This window comes from Macrococcus bovicus (genome assembly GCF_030376725.1).
GTDB classification, from domain to species: Bacteria; Bacillota; Bacilli; order Staphylococcales; family Staphylococcaceae; genus Macrococcus; species Macrococcus bovicus.
This window is the reverse complement of the sequence record NZ_CP128470.1, coordinates 921,729-945,687: the sequence shown is the minus strand read 5'-3', so window position 1 is coordinate 945,687 and position 23,959 is coordinate 921,729. Positions and strand designations below refer to the sequence as shown.

Here is a 23,959-nt window from a genome sequence, read left to right as displayed (position 1 = left end):
TAAAACTAAATAAACAAGCTTTAAAAAGCTTGTTTATAGGTCATTCATTAAATTTCAGAAATGACAGGGATAATCATCGGACGGCGTTTAGTTGACTCATAGAGAAATTTCCCGAGCTTGTCTCTCATATCCTGTTTGATCTCTGACCATTCGATACGATTCTGCATCAGGCCTTCTTCAACGATCGCACGTACTTTGTCTTCCGCTTCTTTCAGCAGCTCTTCACTTTCACGGACATAGACGAAGCCGCGTGACTGTATCTGCGGGCCTGCAACAATTCGTTTGTTCTTGGCGTCAAGCGTCACCACCGCGATAAAGATACCATCTTCCGCTAACAGTCTGCGGTCACGCAGAACGATATTGCCGACATCCCCTACACCGATACCATCGATTAAGACGTTGCCTGCAACGACTTTATCATTGGCACGCATTTCTTGGCCGTCGTAGGTCACCACATCACCTTTTTCCAGCAGGAAGATATGTTCCGGCAGTACACCTGTCTCAGCTGCGAGCTTGGCATGCGCAATCTGCATCTTGAATTCACCTTGTACAGGGATGAAGTATTCAGGTTTCATGAAGTTCAGCATCATTTTCAGTTCTTCCATACAGCCGTGTCCGGATGCATGGATCTTCTTGTCAGGTGAGACGACGTGAGCACCTGCTTTAACGAGATGGTTAGTCGTAGAACCGAGGATCACCTCCATGCCTGAAGACGGAGTTGTCGTAATGAAGACAGTATCGCCTTCCTCGATGTTCATGATATTGTGACGTTGCTGCGCCATCAGACCTAACGCTTCAATCGGCTCACCTTGAGCACCCGTCGAGATGACCACCAGCTCATTTTTCGGATACTTGGCTACATCTTTGATCGGAATCAGTAACTGTTCAGGGATATCGAAGTACCCCATTTTCCGCGCGATATTAAATGAACTTTCAAGAGACTTGCCTAAGAAGGTCACTTTCCGGTTATTATTCGCTGCTGCATTGATGACCTGCTGGATACGGATAAAGTTAGACGCATAGCACGAGACGATAATACGGCCTTTCGCGCGGGCAAACTCATCATTGATATGACTCTCAATGACATTCTCAGGCGTATTATAGCCTGGTTTTTCTGCTTCTGTTGAATCGCTGATCAACGCCAGGACCCCAGCCTCACCGATTGCGGTCATCTTGCTGATGTCCGGTCGGTAAGCACCTTGCACGCTCTGATCGAACTTAAATTCTCCTGTGTAGACAATCGCACCATAGGAAGTATGGATACAGACCCCCAAGGCATCCGGAATGCTGTGCGTTGTATTAAAGAATGTGATATTAACCCCTTTAAAGCGCATGACGGAATCATTATTGACGGTATAGTACTTGATCTTCTTCTCCAGCTTGATATCTTTCATCTGGTCTTTCACCAGGGCAAGCGTCAGACGAGAGCCGTAGATCGGCACGTCCAGTTTTGGCATGATATATTTCAGCGCACCGATGGCATCGAGATGGCCGTGCGATAAGAATATGCCTTTTAGTCTGTGTTTATTTTCGATGACGTACTGGATGTCAGGAATGACGACATCTATGCCCAGCATTTCATCTTCCGGAAACATCAGTCCGGCATCCAGCATGAACATTTCATCGTCTACCTCTACGATATACATGTTCTTGGCAATTTCACTGACACCGCCGAGCGGTGTGATTCTCACTTGATTATTTTCTTTTTTAACTAAATTCAAAATAGTTCCTCCTAAAATCTTTTCCCGTTCAATCCATATTGATTCTATTATAAGCTATTTGAAAGGAATAAGACAATAAAAAAAGGCGCCTGAGCGCCTTACCCTCTAGACAAGCTGTATGCGGTAATTGCCACCATCAACAGTAATATTGTCCAGTTGCAGTTCTTTTTCATTTAAACGTTCCTCATCATCTTTGAAAATCACCAGATTCACGGCTTCCCTAGATGATTCAAGCTGGTTGAAATACTGGCCGATACTGCCGGCAGATGTTGTCAGTCTAATGGCACTATCTTCCTGCGTAAACTGACCCTCTGCTTCAATAATATGATTATTCACTGCAATTTTATCAAATACCATACAACCGCCTCCTACTCTTTATACTTGAATTTTATACCAACTTGGTTTGAAGTACAATTATTTAAATAGAATCTTTGCCGGCGACTGCAGCATGGCCTGCACCTGACCGATCTCCTCTAGTGTCACGGCCCTGATACGTGTTTCAAACTCTGCCAGTGTGATCAATCTGCCGTAATACATCAGACTTCTGCCGTCTCGCGCCATGATGGAGCCCTCGTAATCATTATCCATATAGGCTGAAGTGATCAGATAATCCTGTGCCTTCTCCAGATTCCGAGGCGTCAGCGGTGCTGCCAGCAGCTGCAGGATCTCCTGTTCTGCAGCCGGTACGTGTTGTTCATCACAGGCGATATATACCGTGAACAATCCCCCGTCCACGAAAGATTCAAGTGAGGAGTAGACATTATAGCACAGGCTCAGTTCCTCACGCAGTCGTCTGAATAGCGGGGATGACATCGATTCACCGAAGTAAGCACTGAAGAGACTAAATGCATCGTAGAGCGGATGATGATAGCCGACAGCCTCAAAACCCATCAGGAAATGCGACTGCTCAAGTGACCGGTCCATCGTGAGTGTGACAGGTGTAAAGGCATAGACCGGTTCCGCTTTCACAGACGGGTGGCTGAAGGGCTTCAAAGTCTGAATAAGTGACGGCTGCTGCCCTGCATAGGAAAGAATGATATTGTCTTCTGTATAATGCGCCTTGTAAAATCGCATCAAGTCGGTACGGTTCATCTCAGCAAGTGAAGAACGATAACCGAGTATAGGTGAGCGGCAGCTCTCTGAAAAGGTTCTTTCCTGCAGCAGGTCATAAATATAGTCCTCGGGATCGTCCTCAGTCATCTTGATTTCCTCTAAGATAACCTGTTTCTCCCTTTCGATTTCCTCAACGGGAAATGCAGCTTCAGTCAGCATCTCCTGCAGCAGCTTGACAGCACGGTCTTCAAATCGCTTGAGCGTCTTGATTGAATAGCATGTATATTCTTTCGTCGTGTAGGCATTCACATCGCCCCCAATCGCATCTATCTCCTCACTGAAGGCTTGTGCGGAGAAGTTGGTGGTTCCTTTGAACAGCATATGTTCAACGAAATGTGCAATGCCTGCAGGATAACCTGCTTCATGATTGCTGCCCGCTTTAACATAGACTGCGATATGGACAGTTTCATGTGGCGATAATCTGGTCGTGATAGTCAGTTCATTTTTCAAATAGGCTCCTCTTTCTATTAAAAAAGACTGCATCAGCAGTCTTTAAGATTAATCTTCTTTTTTAGCTTCCGTTGCCTTAGGTGTTTCTTTCGGCTTTTCAAGCAGCACCTTGCGCGATGCATTGACACGTCCTTGGCGGTCGATCTCAGTGACTTTGACGTCAAACTGATCGCCCATCTTGATCACATCCTCCACTTTGTTCACACGTTCATGTGCGAGCTGGGAAATGTGCACAAGTGCGTCTTTACCCGGGAAGATCTCAACGAATGCACCGAACTTCTCAATACGTTTCACCGTAGCGTGATAAACTTCTCCGACAACCGCTTCACGTACGATATTTTCAATGATCTGTACCGCTTCTTTAATCATCGCCGCATCACTTGAACCGATGAAGACTGTGCCATCTTGTTCAATATCAACTTTTACGCCCGTTGCATCAATGATCTCATTGATCTTCTTACCACCCGGTCCGATTACATCTCGGATTTTGTCCGGATTGATATGGATGACCTCGATTTTCGGCGCATAGGCACTTAATTCTTTGCGTGGCTCTGCTATTGTCTCTAGCATGTGCTCCATGATATGCATGCGTCCGATACGCGCTTGTTCCAATGCCTCGCGCAGGATTTCCTCAGAGAGACCATCGATTTTAATATCCATCTGAATGGCTGTGATCCCTTTGCTCGTACCGGCTACTTTAAAGTCCATATCTCCGAGAGCATCTTCCATCCCTTGAATATCGGACAGAATCGTATAGTCTTCGTCTTTTTTAACGAGGCCCATCGCAATACCCGCTACAGGTGCCTTGATCGGCACCCCTGCATCCATTAATGCGAGTGTCGAACCGCAGATAGAAGCCTGGGAAGAAGAACCATTCGACTCAAGCACTTCAGAAACGACACGGATGGTATAAGGGAATTCCGCTTCATCAGGAATGACCTGCAGCAGCGCACGTTCACCGAGTGCGCCGTGACCGATCTCACGACGTCCCGGTGCACGGATCGGACCAGTCTCACCGACAGAGAAGTTCGGGAAATTGTAATGGTGCATATAGCGCTTCTCTTCTTCAACGCCAAGACCATCGATCACCTGATGTTCACCGAGCGCGCCCAGTGTAGCGACAGATAACGCCTGCGTCTGGCCACGTGTGAAGAGACCTGACCCATGGGCACGGGGCAGCAGTCCGACTTCACTGTCGAGCGGACGGATTTCCTCTGGACGACGACCATCCGGACGGACTTTTTCTTCAGTGATCAAGCGGCGGACCTCTTCCTTGATCAGACTATCGAATGTCTTATTGACGACTGTCAGCGTCTCCTCAGGATGACCTTCATATTTCTCAATGATCTGCAGTTTGACTGCCGTAATATTCTCTTCACGTTGCAGTTTATCTTTCGTCTGAATGGCTTTGGAAAGTTCCAGCGCCTCAGCATGTTCTTTCACTTCATTCTCAAGGATGAGGTTCGGTGCGACCGGGACGAATTCTGTTTTCACAGGTTGAATGTCGGCAATGATCGTCTGCTGGAAATCCACCAGTTCCTTAATCGCCGCATGACCAAACATAATCGCTTCAAGCATCTTTTCCTCAGTGACTTCCTTGGCACCTGCTTCCACCATGTTGACAGCATCATGGTGACCCGCGACCTGTAAGTCAAGAAGTGAGGATTTACGCTGTTCGACAGTCGGATTGATGATCAGTTCATCATCGATCAAACCGACATTGACTCCTGCGATAGGGCCTTCAAACGGAATATCAGAGACAGATAATGCCACCGAAGAACCGAGCATCGCTGCCATTTCAGGTGAATTGTCCGGATCGACGCTCATGACGATGGAGACCACTTGGATGTCGTGACGATAGCCTTTCGGGAAAAGCGGACGGATAGGACGGTCAATTAGACGTGACGTCAAAGTCGCATCCTCACCCGGACGACCTTCACGCTTATTGAAGCCGCCTGGAATCTTACCCGCTGCATAGAGTTTCTCCTCATAGTTCACCATCAGCGGGAAGAAATCGACATCCCTCGGTTCTTTTGATGCAGTCGCTGTAGACAGGACGACCGTGTCGCCGTAGCGGACGAGCGCAGCGCCATTCGCCTGCTTAGCGAGCTGACCTACCTCAACCGTCAGCGGGCGGCCTGCCCATTCAGTTGTAAATACTTTTTTCTGAGACATTAAAATGCTCCTCTCAACTTTATATCTCTCATCATATCATTTATTAAAAAGTTAGTCATAAAAAAATCGAAAGAAACGTGAGTTCCTTTCGACTGTTATGATTATCGACGTAAACCTAATGATTTAATTAATTCACGGTAACGTTGAACATCGTTTTCACGAAGGTAAGTCAGTAAGTTTTTACGACGACCAACCATTTTTAAAAGTCCACGACGTGAATGGTGGTCTTTTTTGTGAGTACGTAAATGTTCGTTTAACGCATTGATTTCTGCAGTTAAGACTGCGATCTGTACTTCTGGTGATCCTGTGTCTGTATCATGTACACGGTACTGTGCAATGATTTCATTTTTACGTTCTTGTGAAATTGCCATAATTAAATGACCTCCTATTATAATTTACACCGTAACCCGAGCGCGTCGTCGGAGTGTCGACAAGCCAAGGAAAGGTACCCGAATATTATAGCACAGATGAACGATCGATGTCACGAAGAATTTCTTCTGCCTGTCTCTTGTCGAGATTGATCTGTGCGATCAACGCGTCAATCCCGCTGAACTTCTGTTCCGGACGCAGGAACTCATGCCAGAAGACTTCCACACGTTCCCCGTAGATGGACTCACTGAAATCAAAGATATGCACTTCTATTGAAACGGCGGATTTCGACGGGTCATGGAATGTCGGTTTATAGCCGATATTACAGACCCCCTTAAACGTCTCGCCTGTCGCCACCTGCTTCAAGGTCACCGCATAGACGCCGAGCTTCGGCATGACGTAATCTTCATCAGGCATCACGTTCGCAGTCGGAAAACCGATCGTACGGCCGCGCTTTTCCCCCTGGACGACGATGCCGGCAATCTTATACGGGCGTCCCAGCTGTTCATTCGCCTTGAGGACTTCGCCTTCAGTCAACATGCGGCGGATATCAGTCGTCGATATTTTTTCGTTGTTCAGGGCTTTCTTGGACACAGCCGTCACATTGAAGCCTTGCCGGTCTTCAGCAAGCTTCAGCATATTGCCCTTACCAAATTTACCGTAAGTAAAGTCAAAGCCTGCAATCACTTCCTTGACGTGATTATTGGTTAAGTAGTCGCGGATAAAATCTTTTTCTGCCATAGCCGCAAACTTGGAAGTGAACGGCACAATAAAGAGATAATCCACCCCTAATGATTCAAAGATACGTTTTTTTTCATTTAATGGTGTTAAATAATCCGTCCGTTTCTTTTCCGGATTAAGAACAACTGACGGATGCGGATCAAATGTCATCACTGCTTTTTTGAGCTTCTTCTCCTCAGCGATCTCAATCATCTTGTTGATGACAGTCAGATGACCCAGATGAATGCCGTCGAAGAAACCGATGGCAAGTGCGATATCGGGATGTTGGTACATTTCTTCAATGCGGTTGACATGTATAGTATGCATTTACAGAGCTCCTTTTTAAGTTAGTTGAAGACTTTCCGTGCTTTGATGATACCGTCCAGATCGGGGTGCGGCATGTAGATGGCAAGCGCCTTATTCTGATATGTCAGCACCGTCTCTCCAGTCAGCGGCTCACTGAACTGCTTCAGTTTCTGGCCGTTTAGTATACGGTCCTTTATGGCTGCTGAGACTTCGATGTGCGGCAAGTCTTTTAAGCCCCGTTCCAGCGGCAGCAGATGAGCCTGTACCTGCTCAAGCGGCATCATCGCTAGCTGTTCCAGTGTCAGACTGTCATCCAGCTGAAAGCCGCCGGAAGACGTGCGGGTCAGTCTGGACATATGTCCGACTGTCGACAGACGTTCCGCTATCTGCGTGGCAAGCGTCCGGATATAAGTGCCCTTGCCGCATACGATCTCAATCTCGAAGATGACTTTATGATCTTGAAAGACAGGCTGTGACAGCCGACTTATAGCATCAATCTGGACTGTACGTGCCGGCCGTTCAATCACTTTACCTTCCCGCGCATATTCATAGAGTTTTCGACCGTTCACTTTAACGGCAGAATACATCGGCGGTATCTGCACAAGTGGGCCAGTCAAAGACTGCAGTACTGCATCTATTTCCTCAGCAGAAAAGGCATCAGGACTGATGGGTTCTTCAGCAATCACTTCACCTGTCTGATCTTCAGTCGTCGTCTGACTGCCGAGCGTTATTTCTGCGATGTACGTTTTTCCGCTGTCCATCATATAATCACTGACGCGGGTAGCACGACCGATACAGATCGGCAGCACACCGTTCACTGCAGGATCCAGCGTGCCTGTATGACCCACTTTCTTCGTCTTTAAAATTTTTCTCAGCTTAAAGACCACATCATGACTTGTCATACCCCGCGGTTTATTGATCGCTAAAATTCCATCCATAAAAAAACACCTTTCCAGTAAACTCATAATCGAGTTTACATGAAAAAGTGTCAGTCGTCTATTTAGTGGCCTTTATTCAGGTCAGCAATCATACGCTCAATTTTGTTGCCGTAGTCGATGGACTCATCATACTGAAATTTCAGTTCAGGTACAATACGTAGATCCATACGGTGCGCAATCTCAGAACGCATGAAACCTTTCGATTTCTCAAGCGCTTCAAGAGATTTCTTACGTTCTTTTTCATCACCAAGAACTGTCACATAAACAGTGGCCTGTGATAAATCACCTGTCACTTCAACTTCTGTGACGGTCACAAATCCAATGTTAGGATTTTTCATCTTCTGGTTGATAATCTCACTGAGTTCTTTCTTCAGCTGTTCACCAACACGTTCACTTCTCATGCTCATACTATTCACCTCTGTCGGACTATATTCGTGATACTTATTATAAAATTTTTATCCAAGCCCTGTCAATTGAACGGGTTTTAGAGTGGCTAGGGTTATGCGGGCATCGATATGTCCGCTATCTACCGGATGGCGGACTCTTCCTTTTATCAAATAAAAAAGCCCTGACTTCTGTCAGGGCATATGATGATTATAATTTTGAGATAAAGCGATTGAACATCACATCATTGTTTGAGTTGATCAGTTTCAGCTGATCGCCACGAATAGAAATATCAACTGACTCAATGACTAACGGGTCAATCGACTTAACATTGACGTTCATCTTTTCAACCGGTTCTTTGTAGAATGTATGACTGATTGAAGAATCACTCTTTGTGCAAGTGATGAAATGGAATTTATCATGTTCTTTGATGTAGGCGTAAGCTTTATCATTATCATAAGCGAGCAGAACATTTTCATAGTCTCTCACTAGAATCTCTTCGCGGTAGATTGTCTCCAGATATTCTTTAAAAGTGTTTGCATAAACAAACTCACTTTTCATTTTCATTGTTGTATTCACATTGATTAACTCATCGATACGCATATGTGATAATTTTGCATCTCTAGCCATTATCAGCACCCCTTAAAATTATTTGACTCTATTGGTTCTATACCATCATTATACAACTTTTCTGTTGTATCACAATCATAATTCATATTTTTTTCAGAATGTTCTAATATTAATAATCCATTCTTTTTCCCGCATATAAAAGAACCCTCCACTCTGTGAGTGAAGGATTCTTGGCTACTGCTGGTTCAGTTTCGTTTCCATATACATTCTGATCAGCTTCGGTTCGTTCGACTTCTTGAAAGTAAAGATACAGAACGCCAAAGGCTCTATCAGTTCCTGCTGACTATTTTCCCGTGTGACATTTATCAGAATCAGTTCTTCGTCATTTCTCATGTATCTGTTGATAATATCGAACTGCCAGTCCTGCACATTCTGAAAACGAATATCCAGAAGATTGATAAACTGCTCATAATCATATTCAACCTGGCGATTGTCACTATCCACAAAAAATGCTTTTAGACCCGGATCACAAATCTCCTTCAGAACCTGAAGATCCTGATTTTTCCATCCCATAATAAAATTGATATACGCCATATACCCTCCGAAAAAATGCTCTTTGCTCTATTATACTATTTTTACATTTAAATGTATGTATTAAAAAAGCTACCTTCTGAAAAGAAGATAGCTTTTTATGAGTGACTAGACGCGTTTGATCTCTTCCATGACAAATGCCTCAAAGATGTCGCCTTCTTTGATGTCGTTGAAGTTCTCGATTGTGATACCACATTCGTAGCCTGCTGTCACTTCTTTGACATCGTCTTTGAAACGACGCAGTGCATCGACTGCACCTTCGTAGACGACAATGCCGTCACGGATGATGCGGACGCTGGCGTCACGAGTGATTTTACCGTCTGTGACGTATGAACCGGCTACTGTACCTACTTTAGAGATATTGATGGTCTGACGAACTTCCGCCTGGCCGATCACTTTCTCTTCAAATTCAGGATCCAGCATCCCTTTCATGGCAAATTCGATTTCTTCAATGACTTTATAGATGATGCGGTGGAGACGCATATCTACTTTCTCAGCTTCAGCTGCACGTTTCGCATTCGCATCTGGACGGACGTTGAAACCGATGATGATACCGTTTGAAGCAGATGCCAATGTAACGTCTGATTCATTGATCGCCCCTACTGCCGTATGGATGATACGGACATTGACGCCTTCCACATCGATTTTCATCAGTGATGCCGCAAGCGCTTCTACAGAACCTTGGACATCCCCTTTGATGATGACATTCAAGTCTTTCATTTCGCCTTGTTTCATCTGTTCAAAGAGATTATCAAGTGAGACTTTCTGGCTTTCCTGACGCTGAGCCATGATGTTCTGCTGCTGACGTGCTTCACCGATGCGACGTGCTTTCTTCTCATCTTTGAAGACAACGAAGCGGTCACCCGCAAGAGGCACATCCTGCAGACCTGTTATCTCAACCGGTGTTGATGGTCCTGCTGTCTTGATGCGTTTACCCAGGTCATTGACCATCGCACGGACACGACCGAATGTGTTACCGACAACGATGGAGTCACCGATTTCCAGTGTCCCGTCCTGAACCAACAGCGATGCAGCAGGTCCACGTGATTTATCAAGCTCTGCCTCGATAACTGTACCGAGTGCTGTACGTTTCGGATTAGCCTTTAATTCTTCTACTTCTGTTACAAGCTGAATCATTTCAAGTAAATCATCGATACCGTCGCCTGTTAACGCAGACAGCTGAACGAAAATCGTGTCGCCGCCCCAGTCCTCAGGGTAGAGGCCGTGCTCACCGAGTTCCTGCATGACGCGGTCCGGATTAGCAGTCGGTTTATCGATTTTATTGACCGCTACAATGATCGGTACTTCTGCCGCTTTCGCGTGGTTGATCGCTTCGATAGTCTGCGGCATCACGCCATCGTCTGCTGCGACGACGAGAATGGTGATGTCTGTCACTTGCGCACCACGCGCACGCATGGTTGTGAAAGCTGCGTGACCTGGTGTATCAAGGAATGTGATTTTTTTGCCTTCATTGACAATCTGGTAGGCACCGATATGCTGGGTGATACCACCCGCTTCACCTGCAGTGACACGTGTATTACGGATGGAGTCAAGAAGCGTTGTCTTACCGTGATCGACGTGACCCATGATGGTGACAACAGGTGGGCGTTCCTCTTTATCCGCATCATCTGCATCAGCATCCTCGAAATAAGTCTCAAGGTCTGTTGCATCAATGATCACTTCAAGCTCAGCTTCAACGCCATATTCATCACAGATCAGTTCAATCGCTTCTTCAGTCAGCGGCTGGTTGATGTTCGCCATGATGCCGACCATAAATAAGTTTTTGACGATTTCTGAAGCGTCCTTATTTAATTTCTCAGCAAGTTCACCTACAGTGATACCTTCAGTGTAAGTGATTTTAGCAGGTGTTTCCTTCACGACTGGTGCTGGCGGTGGTGTCTGCGGTTTTGGATTCTTCCCTTTTTTGCCTTTATTGTTTTTCTGGCCGGGGCGGTTATTCGGCTTGTTGTTCTGACCCGGGCGATTTTTGTTCTGTCCTGGTTTTGGATTGCGGTTCTGGTTGTTCTGCGCAGGTTTGTTCTGGTTGTTCTGCGCAGGTTTATTCTGACTGTTCTCCGCTTTTTTAGGCTGCTCTTTTTTAGGCTCCGCTTTCGGCGCATCTTTTTTGAAGATTTTATCTAAATCACTGATTTCTTTATCTTCCAGCGTCTTCATATGCGTCGTTACTTCTACACCCATTTTCTGAAGTTCGTCGATAATATCCTTACTTCTTTTACCTACTTCTTTGGCATATTCATATATTCTTTGTTTACTCATAGGTTCTCTCCTTCATCACTTTCATGAATCATATCTTTCAGCTTTTTCGCAAAACCTGAGTCAAGGACACCGATGATGACACGTTCATCCTTACCGATCGCCCATCCAAGTTCATGTCGCGAGCCGAACTGCAGACATTTCACCTGGTATGACTGACATTTATTCATGATATTTTTTTTTGTGTTGAGTGAAGCGTCTTCTGATAAAATCACTAATCTGACTTTACCCCTTCTCACTTCATTTATAACCAGTTCCTCCCCTGTCACGAGTTTGCGCGCACGCATGGCAAGTCCGAGCAGGTTCAGTATTCTGTCCTTCAGGCTCATTTCGGTATCATTGAGCGATAGACGAGACGAATCAGTTCATCGTATATCGGATTCAGCCTTTCTGTATCTGCCTCAAAGAATTGTTCGAGCCTTTTCTTTTTGCGCGCTTTTTCGATTATTGACAGGTCCATAGATACGTATGCACCGCGACCATTCGCCTTACCGGTCGGATCTACCGCGATATCGCCCTCTTTAGAGCGGACCACCCGCAGCATCTCACGCTTCGGTTTCATTTCCTGGCTTAAAATGCATTTACGCATGGGAATTTTCTTCTGTTTCATCATCTTCCCCCTTATTCGACTGGATAGATACCCGCTTCTTTAGCATCTGTCTCACTCTTGATATCGATCTTCCAGCCTGTCAGTTTAGCTGCTAACCGTGCATTCTGACCCCGCTTACCGATTGCAAGTGACAGCTGATAATCCGGCACGATAACCGTCGTCGACTGATTTTCTTCATTGACCAGTACGTCCACGACTTGTGACGGACTGAGTGCATTTTTGACAAATGTCTTCGGATCCGCACTCCATTCAACGATATCAATTTTCTCGCCGCCCAGTTCATCCACTACAGCGCCGACACGTGCCCCTTTGGCACCGACGCAAGCGCCGACTGCATCGATATCAGGATTTTCAGAATGGACACTGATCTTGGAGCGGTCGCCTGCTTCACGTGCCACCGATTTCACGACGACAGTGCCATCAAAGATTTCCGGTACTTCTTGTTCAAAGAGGCGTTTCAACAGGCCCGGATGACTTCTTGAGACGAAAATCTGCGGTCCTTTCGTCGTCTGTTCCACTTTATTGACATAGACCTTGATGCGTTCAGTCGGACGATAGACATCATTCGGGCTACGTTCTGCTTCTGATAACACAGCTTCTGTCTTACCCAGCGTGACATAGACATAACGATGATCGACACGGTCGATGATCCCTGTCATAATGTCATCTTCCTTGTCGATGAATTCATTGTAAAGGATGCCACGCTCAGCATCGCGCAGGCGCTGCATCACTGCCTGTTTAGCTGCCTGTGCACTGACGCGACCGAAGTCTGAAGGTGTGACATTCTCTTCAAAAATATCGCCAACCTCGTAAGCCGGATTCGTTTCAAGGGCTCTTTCAAGTGAAACCTGTTCACGTGGATTTTCCACTTCCTCCACAACATCTTTACGGGAGTAGACCGCATAGCTACCGTTATCCATATTCAGCTCGACACGGACATTGCTTGCAGAGTTATAGTTCTTTTTATAGGCCGTGATAAGTGCCGCTTCAATTGTTTCGATCAGTACTTCACGCGGGATACTTTTTTCTTTTTCAAGAAAATCAATAGCGTTTAATAATTCGTTGTTTTTCATTTTGTCCTCCGTTATTTAAAGAATGACTGCACGTCTGATTTTTGCGATTTTTTTGCGTGGCAGTTCAATTTCCTTTGTACGTGTTTTAATTCTGACAGACATCGTCACCGTTTCAGCATCAAACTTCACCAGTTCACCGAGCCACTCCTTATCGCCGCCGATTTCCTCGTACAGCTTGACATAGACCGGATGACCGACTGCCGCTGTGTAATCCGCTTCTTTTTTCAGCGGACGCTCAGCACCCGGTGATGATACATCCATGAAATAGGCGTCAGTGATCGGGTCTTCTTTATCCATCACTTCACTGATCTTCTCACTGGCAAGTGCACAGTCTGAAATATCAATGCCGCCTTCTTTATCAATGGCGATGCGGAGATAATAGTCCGGGCCTTCTTTCACGTATTCAACGTCAACAAGCTCAAAACCTAAATCCTGAATGATGGGCGTCACAATCTCTTCAACACGTTCTGTTATTTTGCTCATATATGCCTCCTTAATCTGACAAGAAGAAAAGAGCGGGATATCCCACTCTTTTCGTCAATAGAGTATTTTGTTAAGCATCCTTATTATAACACATGTCGTCAGATGCTTCAATTCTATAAGTCAAAGATACTGAGCTGTGCTTTATCCGGCATATCATCAAGAGAGCCGAGCATCGTCAGATAATCAATGATCTTCTGGGAGACCCCTGCTTTTTTGTTCAGTTCTTCCTTGGACAGGAAGGGCCCCTCTTCTCGTGCCATAACGATTCTGTTAGCGACGTTATCACCGAGTCCGGGTACTGCATTGAAAGGCGGAATCAGTGTATCGCCCTCGATAATGAAATCGAATGCCTGACTTTTCTCCAGTGAGACAGGCTGCATACGAAAACCTCGCTGTGCCATTTCATTGGAGAGTTCCAGCACGGTGAGGACATCCTTTTCTTTTTTCGAGAGGTCATGGTAGCGCGCGTAGTAATCCTTCACTGTCGCTTTGATCGTGTTCTTATCTTTTGTCATCGTGAGCAGATCAAAGTCAGAGGCACGGACAGTGAAATAGGCGGCGTAGTAATACAGTGGATGATGCACTTTGAAATAAGCGATGCGCAGCGCCATCATGACGTAGGCACTGGCATGGGCTTTCGGGAACATGTACTTGATTTTCTTGCAGGACTCCAGATACCATTCCGGCACATTGTTCTCCCTCATTGCCGCTTCAAAATCCTCGGTCAGTCCTTTACCTTTACGCACCGATTCCATGATCTTGAAGGCAAGTGACGGTTCCAGACCGGCATACATCAAGTAGACCATGATATCATCCCGACAACCAATGACACCAGACAGGTCACAGGTGCCTGTACGAATCAGTTCCTGTGCATTGCCGAGCCAGACATCAGTACCGTGTGACAGGCCTGAAATCTGAATGAGCTCGGAGAACGTGCTTGGCTTCGTGTCTTCCAGCATCTGGCGTACGAATCCGGTCCCGAATTCCGGTACCCCGAATGTGCCTGTCTTGCACATGATATCCTCCTCAGTGACGCCGAGACTCTGCGGACCGGAGAAGATCTTCATCGTCTCTTTGTCATCCATCGGAATGGTCTTCGGATCTATGCCGGACAGGTCCTGCAGCATCCGGATCATCGTCGGATCATCGTGCCCCAGTATATCAAGCTTCAGCAGATTATCATGAATGGAGTGGAAGTCGAAGTGCGTCGTCTTCCAGGATGAGTTCTGGTCGTCAGCCGGAAACTGGATCGGCGTGAAATCATAGATATCCATATTCTCAGGGACGACGATGATGCCGCCCGGGTGCTGTCCTGTTGTCCGCTTGACACCTGTGCATGCCTGAACCAGGCGGTCAATTTCTGCGCCCCGTTTGTGCATGCTGTTGTCATTTAGATAGCCTTTGACATAGCCGAATGCGGTTTTCTCGGCAACCGTACCGATTGTACCTGCGCGGAAAACCTTATCCTCACCGAATAATACTTTCGTGTAATTATGGGCCTGAGGCTGATATTCTCCGCTGAAGTTCAGGTCGATATCAGGCACTTTATCACCCTTGAAGCCGAGGAAGGTCTCAAACGGGATATCCTGTCCTTCCTTGATAAAAGGGACATCACATTTCTCACATTTCTTATCGGGCAAATCATAGCCGCTCGATACAGAACCATCATCAAAGAAGTGGCTTTCTTTACACTTCGGACAGATATAATGCGGAGGAAGCGGATTGACTTCCGTGATTTCAGTCATGGTCGCGACAAAACTTGAGCCGACCGACCCCCGCGAGCCGACCAGGTAACCGTCATCGAGAGACTTCTTAACGAGTTTCTGGGATATCAGATAGATGACCGCGAAGCCGTTGCCGATAATACTGGCAAGTTCCTTCTCAAGTCGTGCCACCACGATTTCAGGCAGATCGTCACCATATAGTTTACGCGCATTCGCATAGGACATCTCGCGGATTTCTTCATTCGCCCCTTCAATAGAAGGTGTGTACAGTTCATCACGGATCGGCACTACGCGCTCAATACGCTCAGCAAGCTCATTCGTATTCTTGATGACAATCTCATATGCTTTCTCTTCACCGAGGAACATGAAGTCATCCATCATTTCATCAGTCGTTCTGAAATGGGCATCCGGAAAACCGCTCTTATTTAGCGGGTTCCCCGGCATACTCGCAACGAGAATCTCACGTGCGATCTTGTCATGAGGATGAAGATAATGGACATTGCCCGTCGCGATGACCGGTTTACCTAATTTATCAGCGACTTGAATAATGCGGTGATAGATCTCCTCCAGTGTCTCATTGTCACGGATCAGGTCACGCGCTAGAAGGTGCTGGTACAGCGCTTTCGGCTGAACTTCGATATAGTCATAGAACTGAGCCACTTTCTCAACCTCTGACTGATCCTTGTTCATGACCGCCGTAAAGATCTCACCGTTGTCGCAGGCACTGCCGACCAGAATGCCTTCGCGGTTCTCCTCCAGCAAGCTGCGCGTAATGCGCGGTGTCCGGTAATAGTAATGAACCAGCGACTCAGACACAATCTTGAAGAGATTTTTCAGGCCTTTCTGATTCTGGACCAGCAGCGTGACGTGGACAGGCCGTGCACGTTTATATGCGTCCTGATTGGACAGTTTCTGGTCAATTTCGCTGTGGTTCGTCACCCCGCGCTCAGCCATCTGCTTCAGCATTTTGACGAAGATATGGGCGGTCGTCTCAGCGTCATAGATGGCTCTATGATGCTGAGTCAGTTCGACACCGTATTTCTTCGCGAGAAAATTCAGACCGTGCTTGCCGAGCTCTGTGTTGATGGTCCGCGACAGTTCCAGCGTGTCAATCACACCATTCTCACCGGCCCCCAGGCCGAGACGTTCATATCCTGTGTCAATGAATCCCATATCAAAGCTGGCATTATGGGCCACATAAATCGCGTCTCCCACCCACTCCTTAAAGCGGGGCAGCACATCTTCAATCGGCGGTGCATCCGCGAGCATATCATCGGTGATACCTGTCAGCTGTTTAATGGTTTCATTCAGCAGTTCCCCGGGATTACTGAAACTTTCGAATTTATCAATGATCTCACCGTCCTGCACTTTGACTGCGGCGAGTTCGATAATCTTATCGTACTGCGAACTGAGTCCTGTCGTCTCGACGTCAAAGACGACATAGCTGCTCGAACTGAGGTCCCTGTCTGCCGGATGATAGGTAATCGGTACGCCTTCATCGACAAGCATGCCTTCCAGGCCATAGATCATTTTGATGCCATTTTTCTCGGCTGCAGCATGCGCATCCGGATAAGCCTGCACCACGTTATGGTCCGTCACTGCAATCGCCTTGTGACCCCACTGCGCAGCCTGGGCCACGTATTTGCCGATATGGGTGATGCCATCCATCTGACTCATACTGGAATGGAGGTGAAATTCCACCCGTTTCTCCTCAGATTTATCCTTGCGCGGAGAACGTTTGATTTCATGGATGTCACTGATCATCATCACCAGGTCACGGATAAAGGTATCCTCTTCAATCTTACCTTGCGCGCGAACCCATTTCCCTGGCGTCAGCGCTTTGAAATGTTCGAGGTCATTTTTCGTCTGGCGGTTACGGCTGAACATCTTCAGCGTCAGAGAATCCGTGTAATCCGTGATCTTCAGCTGCAGAATATAGCGGCCGCTCTTCAGCTCCTTGATCTCAGCATCAAAGATGACCCCTTCGATCGCCACTTTATACTCTTCCTCGATAATCGATGAGATCGGGCGGATGGATTCAATATGGATATCTTTGCCGATGGACGCTTCTGTTACCTCGTCACTTTCCTCTTCACGTTGCTTCTGCATCTCTGCTACCCGTTCACGTGTCTGGATAGCACTGGTTGTATCTTCCGCCTGTATCGTCGCTTCCAGTGATTCCAGTTCACGCTGCTGGTCCCTGTCATCTATCTCAAAGATGATTTTATCGAAATGAAAGCCCGCTTTCTTGAAGGCTTTCAGCAGTGAACCATTACAGGATTTCTCAAGATGCTGCTGTTCGACTTCATTATTGACGATAAACCTGATGACATCACCTGAAAATGTATACTTCTTCTGCTTAAGCTGTCTTTTAAGATTGGGACTCAGTGCCGTCTGTTCGACGCAATGATGCAGATAATCCTGCACTTTGTCCAGCTTGTCCGACTGGTCAGCAGCTGTAATCTGAAAGTCAACAGTGGCAATATGACCGAATGCTTGCTTCATCTCATTCTGAAAATGCATATAGACATCTGCCGGGAATATCACCGGACTCTTGATATGAAAGAACCACTGGCGCTCTTTTTGAGAGATATCAAGACGTTCAAGCGTGCATCCCTCCAGTTCAGCTGGAAAGGCATCTGTCATCTTCAGCTGTGACAGCAGAACCTTAAATTTTTCTTCTTTATTCACGCCAAGACCACCTTTATAAAATGAAAAAGTAATACGCCAAAAAGCGCATTACTTAAGTTAGTTCTATTATAGCAAATTTTTAAGCTAAGTCCTGGTATAATGTTTCAATTTTAGCTGTCAGTTCATTGACAGGGACTTCAAATGATTCACCCGTTCCACGCAGTTTCACTTCTACAATACCGTCTGCCGCCTGTTTGCCGACGACGATACGAAGCGGTACACCGATCAGGTCTGCATCGTTGAATTTAACACCGGCACGTTCCTGACGGTCGTCATAAAGAACCTGATAGTTCTTTGAGAAGTCCGTGTAAAGCTGGTCTGCCAGAGTGCGCTGTGCATCCTGTTTCGGATTGACAGAGATGATATGGATGTCAAATGGTGTAATGGCTTTCGGCCAGATAATACCGTTGTCATCATGATGCTGCTCGATGACAGCACTCAGCGTACGGGAGACGCCAATACCATAACAGCCCATAATCATCGGCTGCGCTTTCCCTTGTTCATCGAGGAATGTCGCTTTCATGGCTTCAGAGTACTTGGTGCCGAGCTTGAAGACCTGACCGACTTCGATGCCTTCAGCGAACTTGACCGGACCACTGCCGTCTGCCGCCTGTTCCCCTTCCAGGATAAAACGGAAATCACCGAATGCCTTGACTTGGAAGTCACGACCCAGGTTCGCATTGATATAGTGATAGTCCGTCTCATTGGCACCGACGGCAAGGTTATTGATATCCTGCACAGAATGATCGGCGTAAATATCAATCTTATCGACACCGACCGGACCGAGTGAGCCTGGTTTTGCATTCATGATACCTTCAATCTCTGCTTCAGTCGCCATCTCTACCACTTCAGTGCCGAAGAAGGATTTGACTTTGACGTCGTTCAATTCGTGATGGCCCCGAATCAGGAACATGACAAATCGGTCATCCACCTTGACAATCATCGACTTGACGATCTCATCCAGACGTTTACCGAGTAAGTCTGCCAGCTGCTGCGCGGTCTTGACGCCTGGTGTATGAATTTTTTCAAGCGCCGCTTCCGCCGTATGCTGGACGTTCGGCGTATAGACCACTTCAGCCTTCTCAATGTTCGCTGCGTAGTCACTGCCGTCCGTATAAGCGATGGTATCTTCACCGATTTCAGCGAGCGCCATAAATTCATGTGTATGGCTGCCGCCGATTGCACCGCTATCAGCAATGACCGGACGGAACTTGAGACCGACGCGGTTATAGATATTGCTGTAGGCCTGATACATATCCTGATAAGTTGCATCCAATGATTCCTCTGTCGCATGGAAGCTGTAGGCATCCTTCATGATGAACTCACGTCCGCGCAGCAGACCGAAACGAGGGCGTTTTTCATCGCGGAATTTATTCTGGATCTGGAACAATGTCACCGGCAGCTTCTTATATGATTTCAGCTCATCTCTGACTAAAGACGTGATGATTTCTTCGTGTGTCGGACCGAGTGCAAATTCACGGCCATGTCGGTCAGTCATGCGCATAAGTTCAGCACCGTAACTCGGCCAGCGACCACTTTCCTGCCACAGCTCAGACGGCTGCAGGGCCGGCATCAGAATCTCTACGCCGTCAATGGCCTCCATTTCCTCGCGTACAATCGCCTCAATATTATTCAGCACCCGTTTCGCGATCGGCAAGTAGCTGTAGACACCGCTTGCGATCTGCTTGATCATCCCTGCTTTCAGTAACAGCTGATGACTCTTGGATTCCGCATCATTCGGCACTTCCCGTAATGTCGGAATAAACATTTTAGATTGTTTCATAACTTAGCCCCCTATTAATTAAAGAAATATCGTTGTATATCATTCCATGTCACCATAATCATGACAAAGAATAAGAAGACAGCGCCTGCTGTGATAATGACGACCTCTGCCTTTTTGTTGACAGGTTTTCTGAAAATCGCCTCATAGATCACAAAAAGAATGCGCCCGCCATCAAGCGCCGGAATCGGCAGCAGATTCATGATACCCAGATTGACTGACAACATCCCTGCCCATGATAAGAGCGAGATGATGCCGAGCGATGCCACTTTTTCTGTGTTCTTGTAGATGCCGACCGGTCCGTTCAGCATATCAAAGCTGAAATGTCCGGTAAAAATGCTCGAGAAGAGCTGACCGACCAGCATGAAAATCAGAGACATCATCTCAATTGTTTTGAGGAAACCATATTTAAATGGTGCAAGGACATTATCATGTGTCATCATCGGGTTAACACCGATGGCATACTTCTTAAGCGTCTTAGTCTTATCCTGAAATTCCATCTGCTTAGGTGTGACTGCTCTAGTCAGCTTCTCACCTTCACGTTCAATCAGAAATTGATGTGTTTTACCGTCTTTTAAATACTGACTCATGTCTTCGAATTTCTCGATTTTATGGCCGTCGATTTCCAGGACCTTGTCCTTCATGACAAGCCCTGCCTCATCAGCCGGACTGTCTTTTATAATAGTACCGATGATGGCCTTATCAGTCGGCGTACCTGAAACAAAAGCCAGACCAATGAAAATGACCAGTGCCAGCAAGAAGTTGAAGAGCGGTCCTGCAAACAGTGTCAGAAATTTCGGCCACGGTTTCTTATTTTTGAACTGGCGATGGCGCGGTGCAATCTGCACAAGATCGCCTTCACGCACGAAGTAGGCTTCATCGGCCAGTGTATAATGCACGCGTTCATTCGTATAACTGTCAATACCTTCAATAAACAGGTCGTCTTCAAAATCGCTGTCCTCTACTTCCAGCTGTTCAATCTGTCTGAACTGATGCTGGTCATCCAGTATGACATGGGTCACTTCACCGGCAGCATTCCGTTTGATGCTGACCGTCTGACCCGCTGTCAGCGGATTCTGTTCCATGCCGCTTCCTGCCATCAGGACGTATCCGCCGACCGGCAGCATTCTGATCGTATAGAGTGTCTCGTTCCGTTTATAAGAAAACAGTTTAGGTCCCATGCCAATCGCAAACTCCGGACACATGATACCCGCTCTTTTAGCGAAGTATAAATGTCCGAACTCATGGACGGTCACGAGTAGTCCGAAGACAAATATAAATGCGATAATCCCTATCATATCTTACACCTCATAGTGACGCGATTTATAATCTGCATCGACTTTCAATATTGTTTCCAGGTCGGGATGCTGGATGACTTCATGCTGCTGCATCTCCCGCTCAATCAGGCGCTCAATATCGAGGAAGCTGATTTCTCCGTTCAGGAACATCTGGACGGCGACTTCGTTGACCGCATTCATGACAACAGGCATCGTGCCGCCTATCTTGATGGCCTCATAGGCGAACTTCAGGCATCTGAAGCGATCGAAGTCCATCTCCTTGAAGTTCAGCGTCCCGAGCTTCGCCAAATCCAGGCGCTCGCCCTGACGCGGCAGTCTGTCCGGATAGCTGAATGCGTACAGTATCGGCATACGCATGTCCGGTGTCCCGAGCTGGGCGATGACACTTGTATCATTAAATTCCACCATCGAATGGATGACACTCTCTTGATGCAGGATGGTCTCGATTTTCTCGATCGGTAAGTCAAAGAGCCATTTCGCTTCAATGACTTCCAGTCCTTTATTCATCATCGTTGCTGAATCGATGGTAATCTTCTGGCCCATCGACCAGTTCGGGTGATTCAGCGCATCCTCGAGCGTGACATTCTCCAGTTCGCTGCGGGTCTTGTCTCTGAAAGAACCCCCGCTTGCCGTAATGATGATTTTCTCAATATTGTCCGGATTCTCACCGTTTAAGCACTGGAAGATGGCTGAATGCTCAGAATCAACTGGCAGAATATTGACCCCGTATTTCTTGGCCTGCTGCATCACGAGCTCACCTGCAACCACCAGTGTCTCTTTATTGGCGAGCGCAATATCAATGCCCTGCTCTATCGCATGCAGTGTGGGTCGCAGTCCCACACTCCCTAATATGGCGTTCAGCAGCATATCATTGTCAGGATAGCCGGCAACTGCGAGCAGACCTGCCTCACCATGCACGATTTCAATATCGTAATCCTGCAGTTCCCGCTTATCTGCTTCATTCTGGACGGAGACGATAGCCGGGCTGAACTCCTCAATAATTTCCTTCGCGAGGTCTATACTGCGACCTACCGCAAAACTAACCAGTTTGTATTCTTCCGGATGCTGACGGATGATATCCAGTCCCTGCATGCCGACCGAACCACTTGCACCTAAAATTCCTATTTTTTTCATGTCATCACCTAACTCTGAAAGTTGATTAAAAAGATATTGATCAATGGCAGGACAAAAATAAAGCTGTCAAAACGGTCGAGTATGCCGCCGTGGCCAGGCAGCAGTGTCCCTGAGTCCTTTACGCCGAAGTTACGCTTCAATGCTGACTCCACCAAATCGCCTAACTGGCCTGCAATACTGAACAACCATGTCACGAGGATGAGCGGTATGAGTCCGAGCGGCATGTCATAGTTCAGTGCAAAAATGACAGCGACAATCGTGCTGCTCGCTATTCCGCCGATAAAGCCCTCTATCGTCTTATTCGGGCTGATCTCCGGCCATAGTTTACGCCTGCCGAACAGACGACCGAATATATATGCGCCGGTATCTGTTAACCATACCACAAGCAACGCAAAAAGGAGATAATGAAGCCCCTGATGCCTTGTCTCGTAGAAATACATAAATCCGATACCGACATAAGCGACTGCCAGCATACAGAATGCGGCATCGACGAATGAGAATCGGTTCTTAGAAACCACGGTATAGCTGAGTAGAATAAGGCTGATGATGATCAGAAAAGGGACTTGATAGTCACTTTCTACAATGCGGCTGCGCGTGGGCGACATGATTAGACAGAGTGCAGCTGTACTAATCAGACCCGGCAAGGAATAGAGCTTAATGCGCTGCATATTCAGCACTTCCTTCAGCGCGACGATAGCAAGCAAGTAGGCAAGGAGCAGAACAGGTATGCCGCCGTAGATAACAATCGGCAGGAAGATAGCCATAGCGATGATGGCTGTGATAGTTCTTGTCTTCATCCGTTCAGCCCTCCGAATCTCCGCTGTCTCTTGCAGTATGTATGAATCGCGCGATCGAGGTCCGCAGGCGCATAGTCCGGCCACAGTTTATCATCAAAGACAAATTCACTGTATGACGTCTGCCAGAGCATAAAATTACTGAGACGTTCTTCACCAGATGTCCGAATCAATAGTTCCGGATCGGGATAATCATGTGTAAAGAGAGCCTGCCCGACGCGCTCCTCATCAATATCGTCCAGCTGGATCTCATTATTTTTATAGGCGGCTGCCAGGAGCTGGACAGCGGCGACTATTTCTTTTCGCCCGCCGTAATTCAGTGCGAAGATCAGCTTCATTCCTGTGTTGTTCTCGGTCTCTCTCTGCACTTTATAGAGCGCCTCTTTAGTATGGTCCGGCAGCTGCTCAGTAAAGCCGATCGATTCGACCTTGACATTATTTTTCATCAGATCCGGCAGAAATGAGGCCAGAAAATCAACCGGTAATTTCATCAGGTAATTGACCTCTTCTTTCGGTCTTGACCAGTTTTCAGTCGAAAACGCGTAAAGCGTCAAGTACTTGACCCCGATCTGACTGGCATGCGTCGTAATTTTTTTGACCGTCTGCATCCCTTCATAATGACCTTTGACACGAGGCATCTTCCTATTTTTAGCCCATCTGCCGTTTCCATCCATTATGATGGCGATATGTTCCGGCACAACGTCATGTTCGATGGTTTGAGAAGCGTTCTTCTTAAATATATTAAACATAGCGGTCCTCCA

Annotated in this window: 21 protein-coding genes; all 21 read right to left on the bottom strand. The window is 46.9% G+C overall.

Annotation, left to right across the window (positions count from 1 at the left end):
• Positions 1 to 47: 47 nt before the first annotated feature.
• Positions 48 to 1,721, bottom strand: coding sequence for a ribonuclease J2 (rnjB, locus tag QSV55_RS05185; protein ID WP_289650961.1), 1,674 nt, complete (start codon positions 1,719 to 1,721; stop codon positions 48 to 50).
• A 105-nt stretch (positions 1,722 to 1,826) separates the two neighbouring features.
• Positions 1,827 to 2,078 carry a hypothetical protein gene (locus QSV55_RS05180; protein WP_289650960.1) on the bottom strand — a complete coding sequence of 84 codons (252 nt, stop codon included), beginning with the start codon at positions 2,076 to 2,078 and terminating at the stop codon, positions 1,827 to 1,829.
• A gap of 57 nt (positions 2,079 to 2,135) precedes the next feature.
• Positions 2,136 to 3,284, bottom strand: coding sequence for a M16 family metallopeptidase (locus QSV55_RS05175; protein WP_289650959.1), 1,149 nt, complete (start codon positions 3,282 to 3,284; stop codon positions 2,136 to 2,138).
• A gap of 48 nt (positions 3,285 to 3,332) precedes the next feature.
• Positions 3,333 to 5,459, bottom strand: coding sequence for a polyribonucleotide nucleotidyltransferase (gene pnp, locus QSV55_RS05170; RefSeq protein ID WP_289650958.1), 2,127 nt, complete (start codon positions 5,457 to 5,459; stop codon positions 3,333 to 3,335).
• Positions 5,460 to 5,560: 101 nt separating this feature from the next.
• Positions 5,561 to 5,830 (bottom strand): 30S ribosomal protein S15, encoded by a 270-nt coding sequence (gene rpsO, locus QSV55_RS05165; RefSeq protein ID WP_133452458.1) that lies wholly within the window; start codon positions 5,828 to 5,830, stop codon positions 5,561 to 5,563.
• Between the two features lie 85 nt (positions 5,831 to 5,915).
• On the bottom strand, positions 5,916 to 6,875 hold the full coding sequence (locus QSV55_RS05160; protein ID WP_289650957.1) for a bifunctional riboflavin kinase/FAD synthetase: 960 nt from the start codon (positions 6,873 to 6,875) through the stop codon (positions 5,916 to 5,918).
• Positions 6,876 to 6,895: 20 nt separating this feature from the next.
• Positions 6,896 to 7,792, bottom strand: a complete 897-nt coding sequence (truB, locus tag QSV55_RS05155) for a tRNA pseudouridine(55) synthase TruB (protein WP_289650956.1) — start codon at positions 7,790 to 7,792, stop codon at positions 6,896 to 6,898.
• Positions 7,793 to 7,854: 62 nt separating this feature from the next.
• Positions 7,855 to 8,199, bottom strand: coding sequence for a 30S ribosome-binding factor RbfA (gene rbfA, locus QSV55_RS05150; protein WP_133452455.1), 345 nt, complete (start codon positions 8,197 to 8,199; stop codon positions 7,855 to 7,857).
• 187 nt (positions 8,200 to 8,386) lie between these two features.
• Positions 8,387 to 8,806, bottom strand: coding sequence for a hypothetical protein (locus QSV55_RS05145; RefSeq protein ID WP_133452453.1), 420 nt, complete (start codon positions 8,804 to 8,806; stop codon positions 8,387 to 8,389).
• A 174-nt stretch (positions 8,807 to 8,980) separates the two neighbouring features.
• A complete protein-coding gene (locus QSV55_RS05140) occupies positions 8,981 to 9,340 on the bottom strand; it encodes a hypothetical protein (RefSeq protein WP_289650955.1) in 360 nt (119 codons plus the stop codon).
• Between the two features lie 105 nt (positions 9,341 to 9,445).
• Positions 9,446 to 11,614 carry a translation initiation factor IF-2 gene (gene infB / locus QSV55_RS05135; protein WP_289650954.1) on the bottom strand — a complete coding sequence of 723 codons (2,169 nt, stop codon included), beginning with the start codon at positions 11,612 to 11,614 and terminating at the stop codon, positions 9,446 to 9,448.
• Entirely contained in the window at positions 11,611 to 11,940 is a 330-nt protein-coding gene (locus QSV55_RS05130) for a YlxQ family RNA-binding protein (RefSeq protein ID WP_133451910.1), read from the bottom strand. The genes infB and QSV55_RS05130 overlap by 4 nt, the downstream gene beginning before the upstream one ends.
• Entirely contained in the window at positions 11,937 to 12,221 is a 285-nt protein-coding gene (gene rnpM, locus QSV55_RS05125; RefSeq protein WP_289650953.1) for an RNase P modulator RnpM, read from the bottom strand. Before rnpM ends, QSV55_RS05130 begins: the two co-directional genes overlap by 4 nt.
• Before the next feature lie 11 nt (positions 12,222 to 12,232).
• Positions 12,233 to 13,294: a transcription termination factor NusA gene (nusA, locus tag QSV55_RS05120; protein WP_133451912.1), complete on the bottom strand. Its 1,062-nt coding sequence runs from the start codon at positions 13,292 to 13,294 to the stop codon at positions 12,233 to 12,235.
• 15 nt (positions 13,295 to 13,309) lie between these two features.
• The gene (rimP, locus tag QSV55_RS05115; RefSeq protein ID WP_133451913.1) at positions 13,310 to 13,777 is read right to left on the bottom strand and encodes a ribosome maturation factor RimP; all 468 of its coding nucleotides are present in this window, start codon (positions 13,775 to 13,777) and stop codon (positions 13,310 to 13,312) included.
• Positions 13,778 to 13,890: 113 nt separating this feature from the next.
• Positions 13,891 to 18,192, bottom strand: coding sequence for a PolC-type DNA polymerase III (locus QSV55_RS05110; RefSeq protein WP_289650952.1), 4,302 nt, complete (start codon positions 18,190 to 18,192; stop codon positions 13,891 to 13,893).
• Positions 18,193 to 18,271: 79 nt separating this feature from the next.
• Positions 18,272 to 19,975 (bottom strand): proline--tRNA ligase, encoded by a 1,704-nt coding sequence (locus QSV55_RS05105; RefSeq protein ID WP_289650951.1) that lies wholly within the window; start codon positions 19,973 to 19,975, stop codon positions 18,272 to 18,274.
• A 14-nt stretch (positions 19,976 to 19,989) separates the two neighbouring features.
• Positions 19,990 to 21,270 (bottom strand): RIP metalloprotease RseP, encoded by a 1,281-nt coding sequence (rseP, locus tag QSV55_RS05100; protein ID WP_289650950.1) that lies wholly within the window; start codon positions 21,268 to 21,270, stop codon positions 19,990 to 19,992.
• A 3-nt stretch (positions 21,271 to 21,273) separates the two neighbouring features.
• Positions 21,274 to 22,404, bottom strand: a complete 1,131-nt coding sequence (dxr, locus tag QSV55_RS05095; RefSeq protein ID WP_289650949.1) for a 1-deoxy-D-xylulose-5-phosphate reductoisomerase — start codon at positions 22,402 to 22,404, stop codon at positions 21,274 to 21,276.
• Positions 22,405 to 22,412: 8 nt separating this feature from the next.
• On the bottom strand, positions 22,413 to 23,201 hold the full coding sequence (locus tag QSV55_RS05090; protein ID WP_289650948.1) for a phosphatidate cytidylyltransferase: 789 nt from the start codon (positions 23,199 to 23,201) through the stop codon (positions 22,413 to 22,415).
• Positions 23,198 to 23,947: an isoprenyl transferase gene (locus QSV55_RS05085; RefSeq protein WP_289650947.1), complete on the bottom strand. Its 750-nt coding sequence runs from the start codon at positions 23,945 to 23,947 to the stop codon at positions 23,198 to 23,200. The genes QSV55_RS05090 and QSV55_RS05085 overlap by 4 nt, the downstream gene beginning before the upstream one ends.
• Positions 23,948 to 23,959 lie beyond the last annotated feature (12 nt).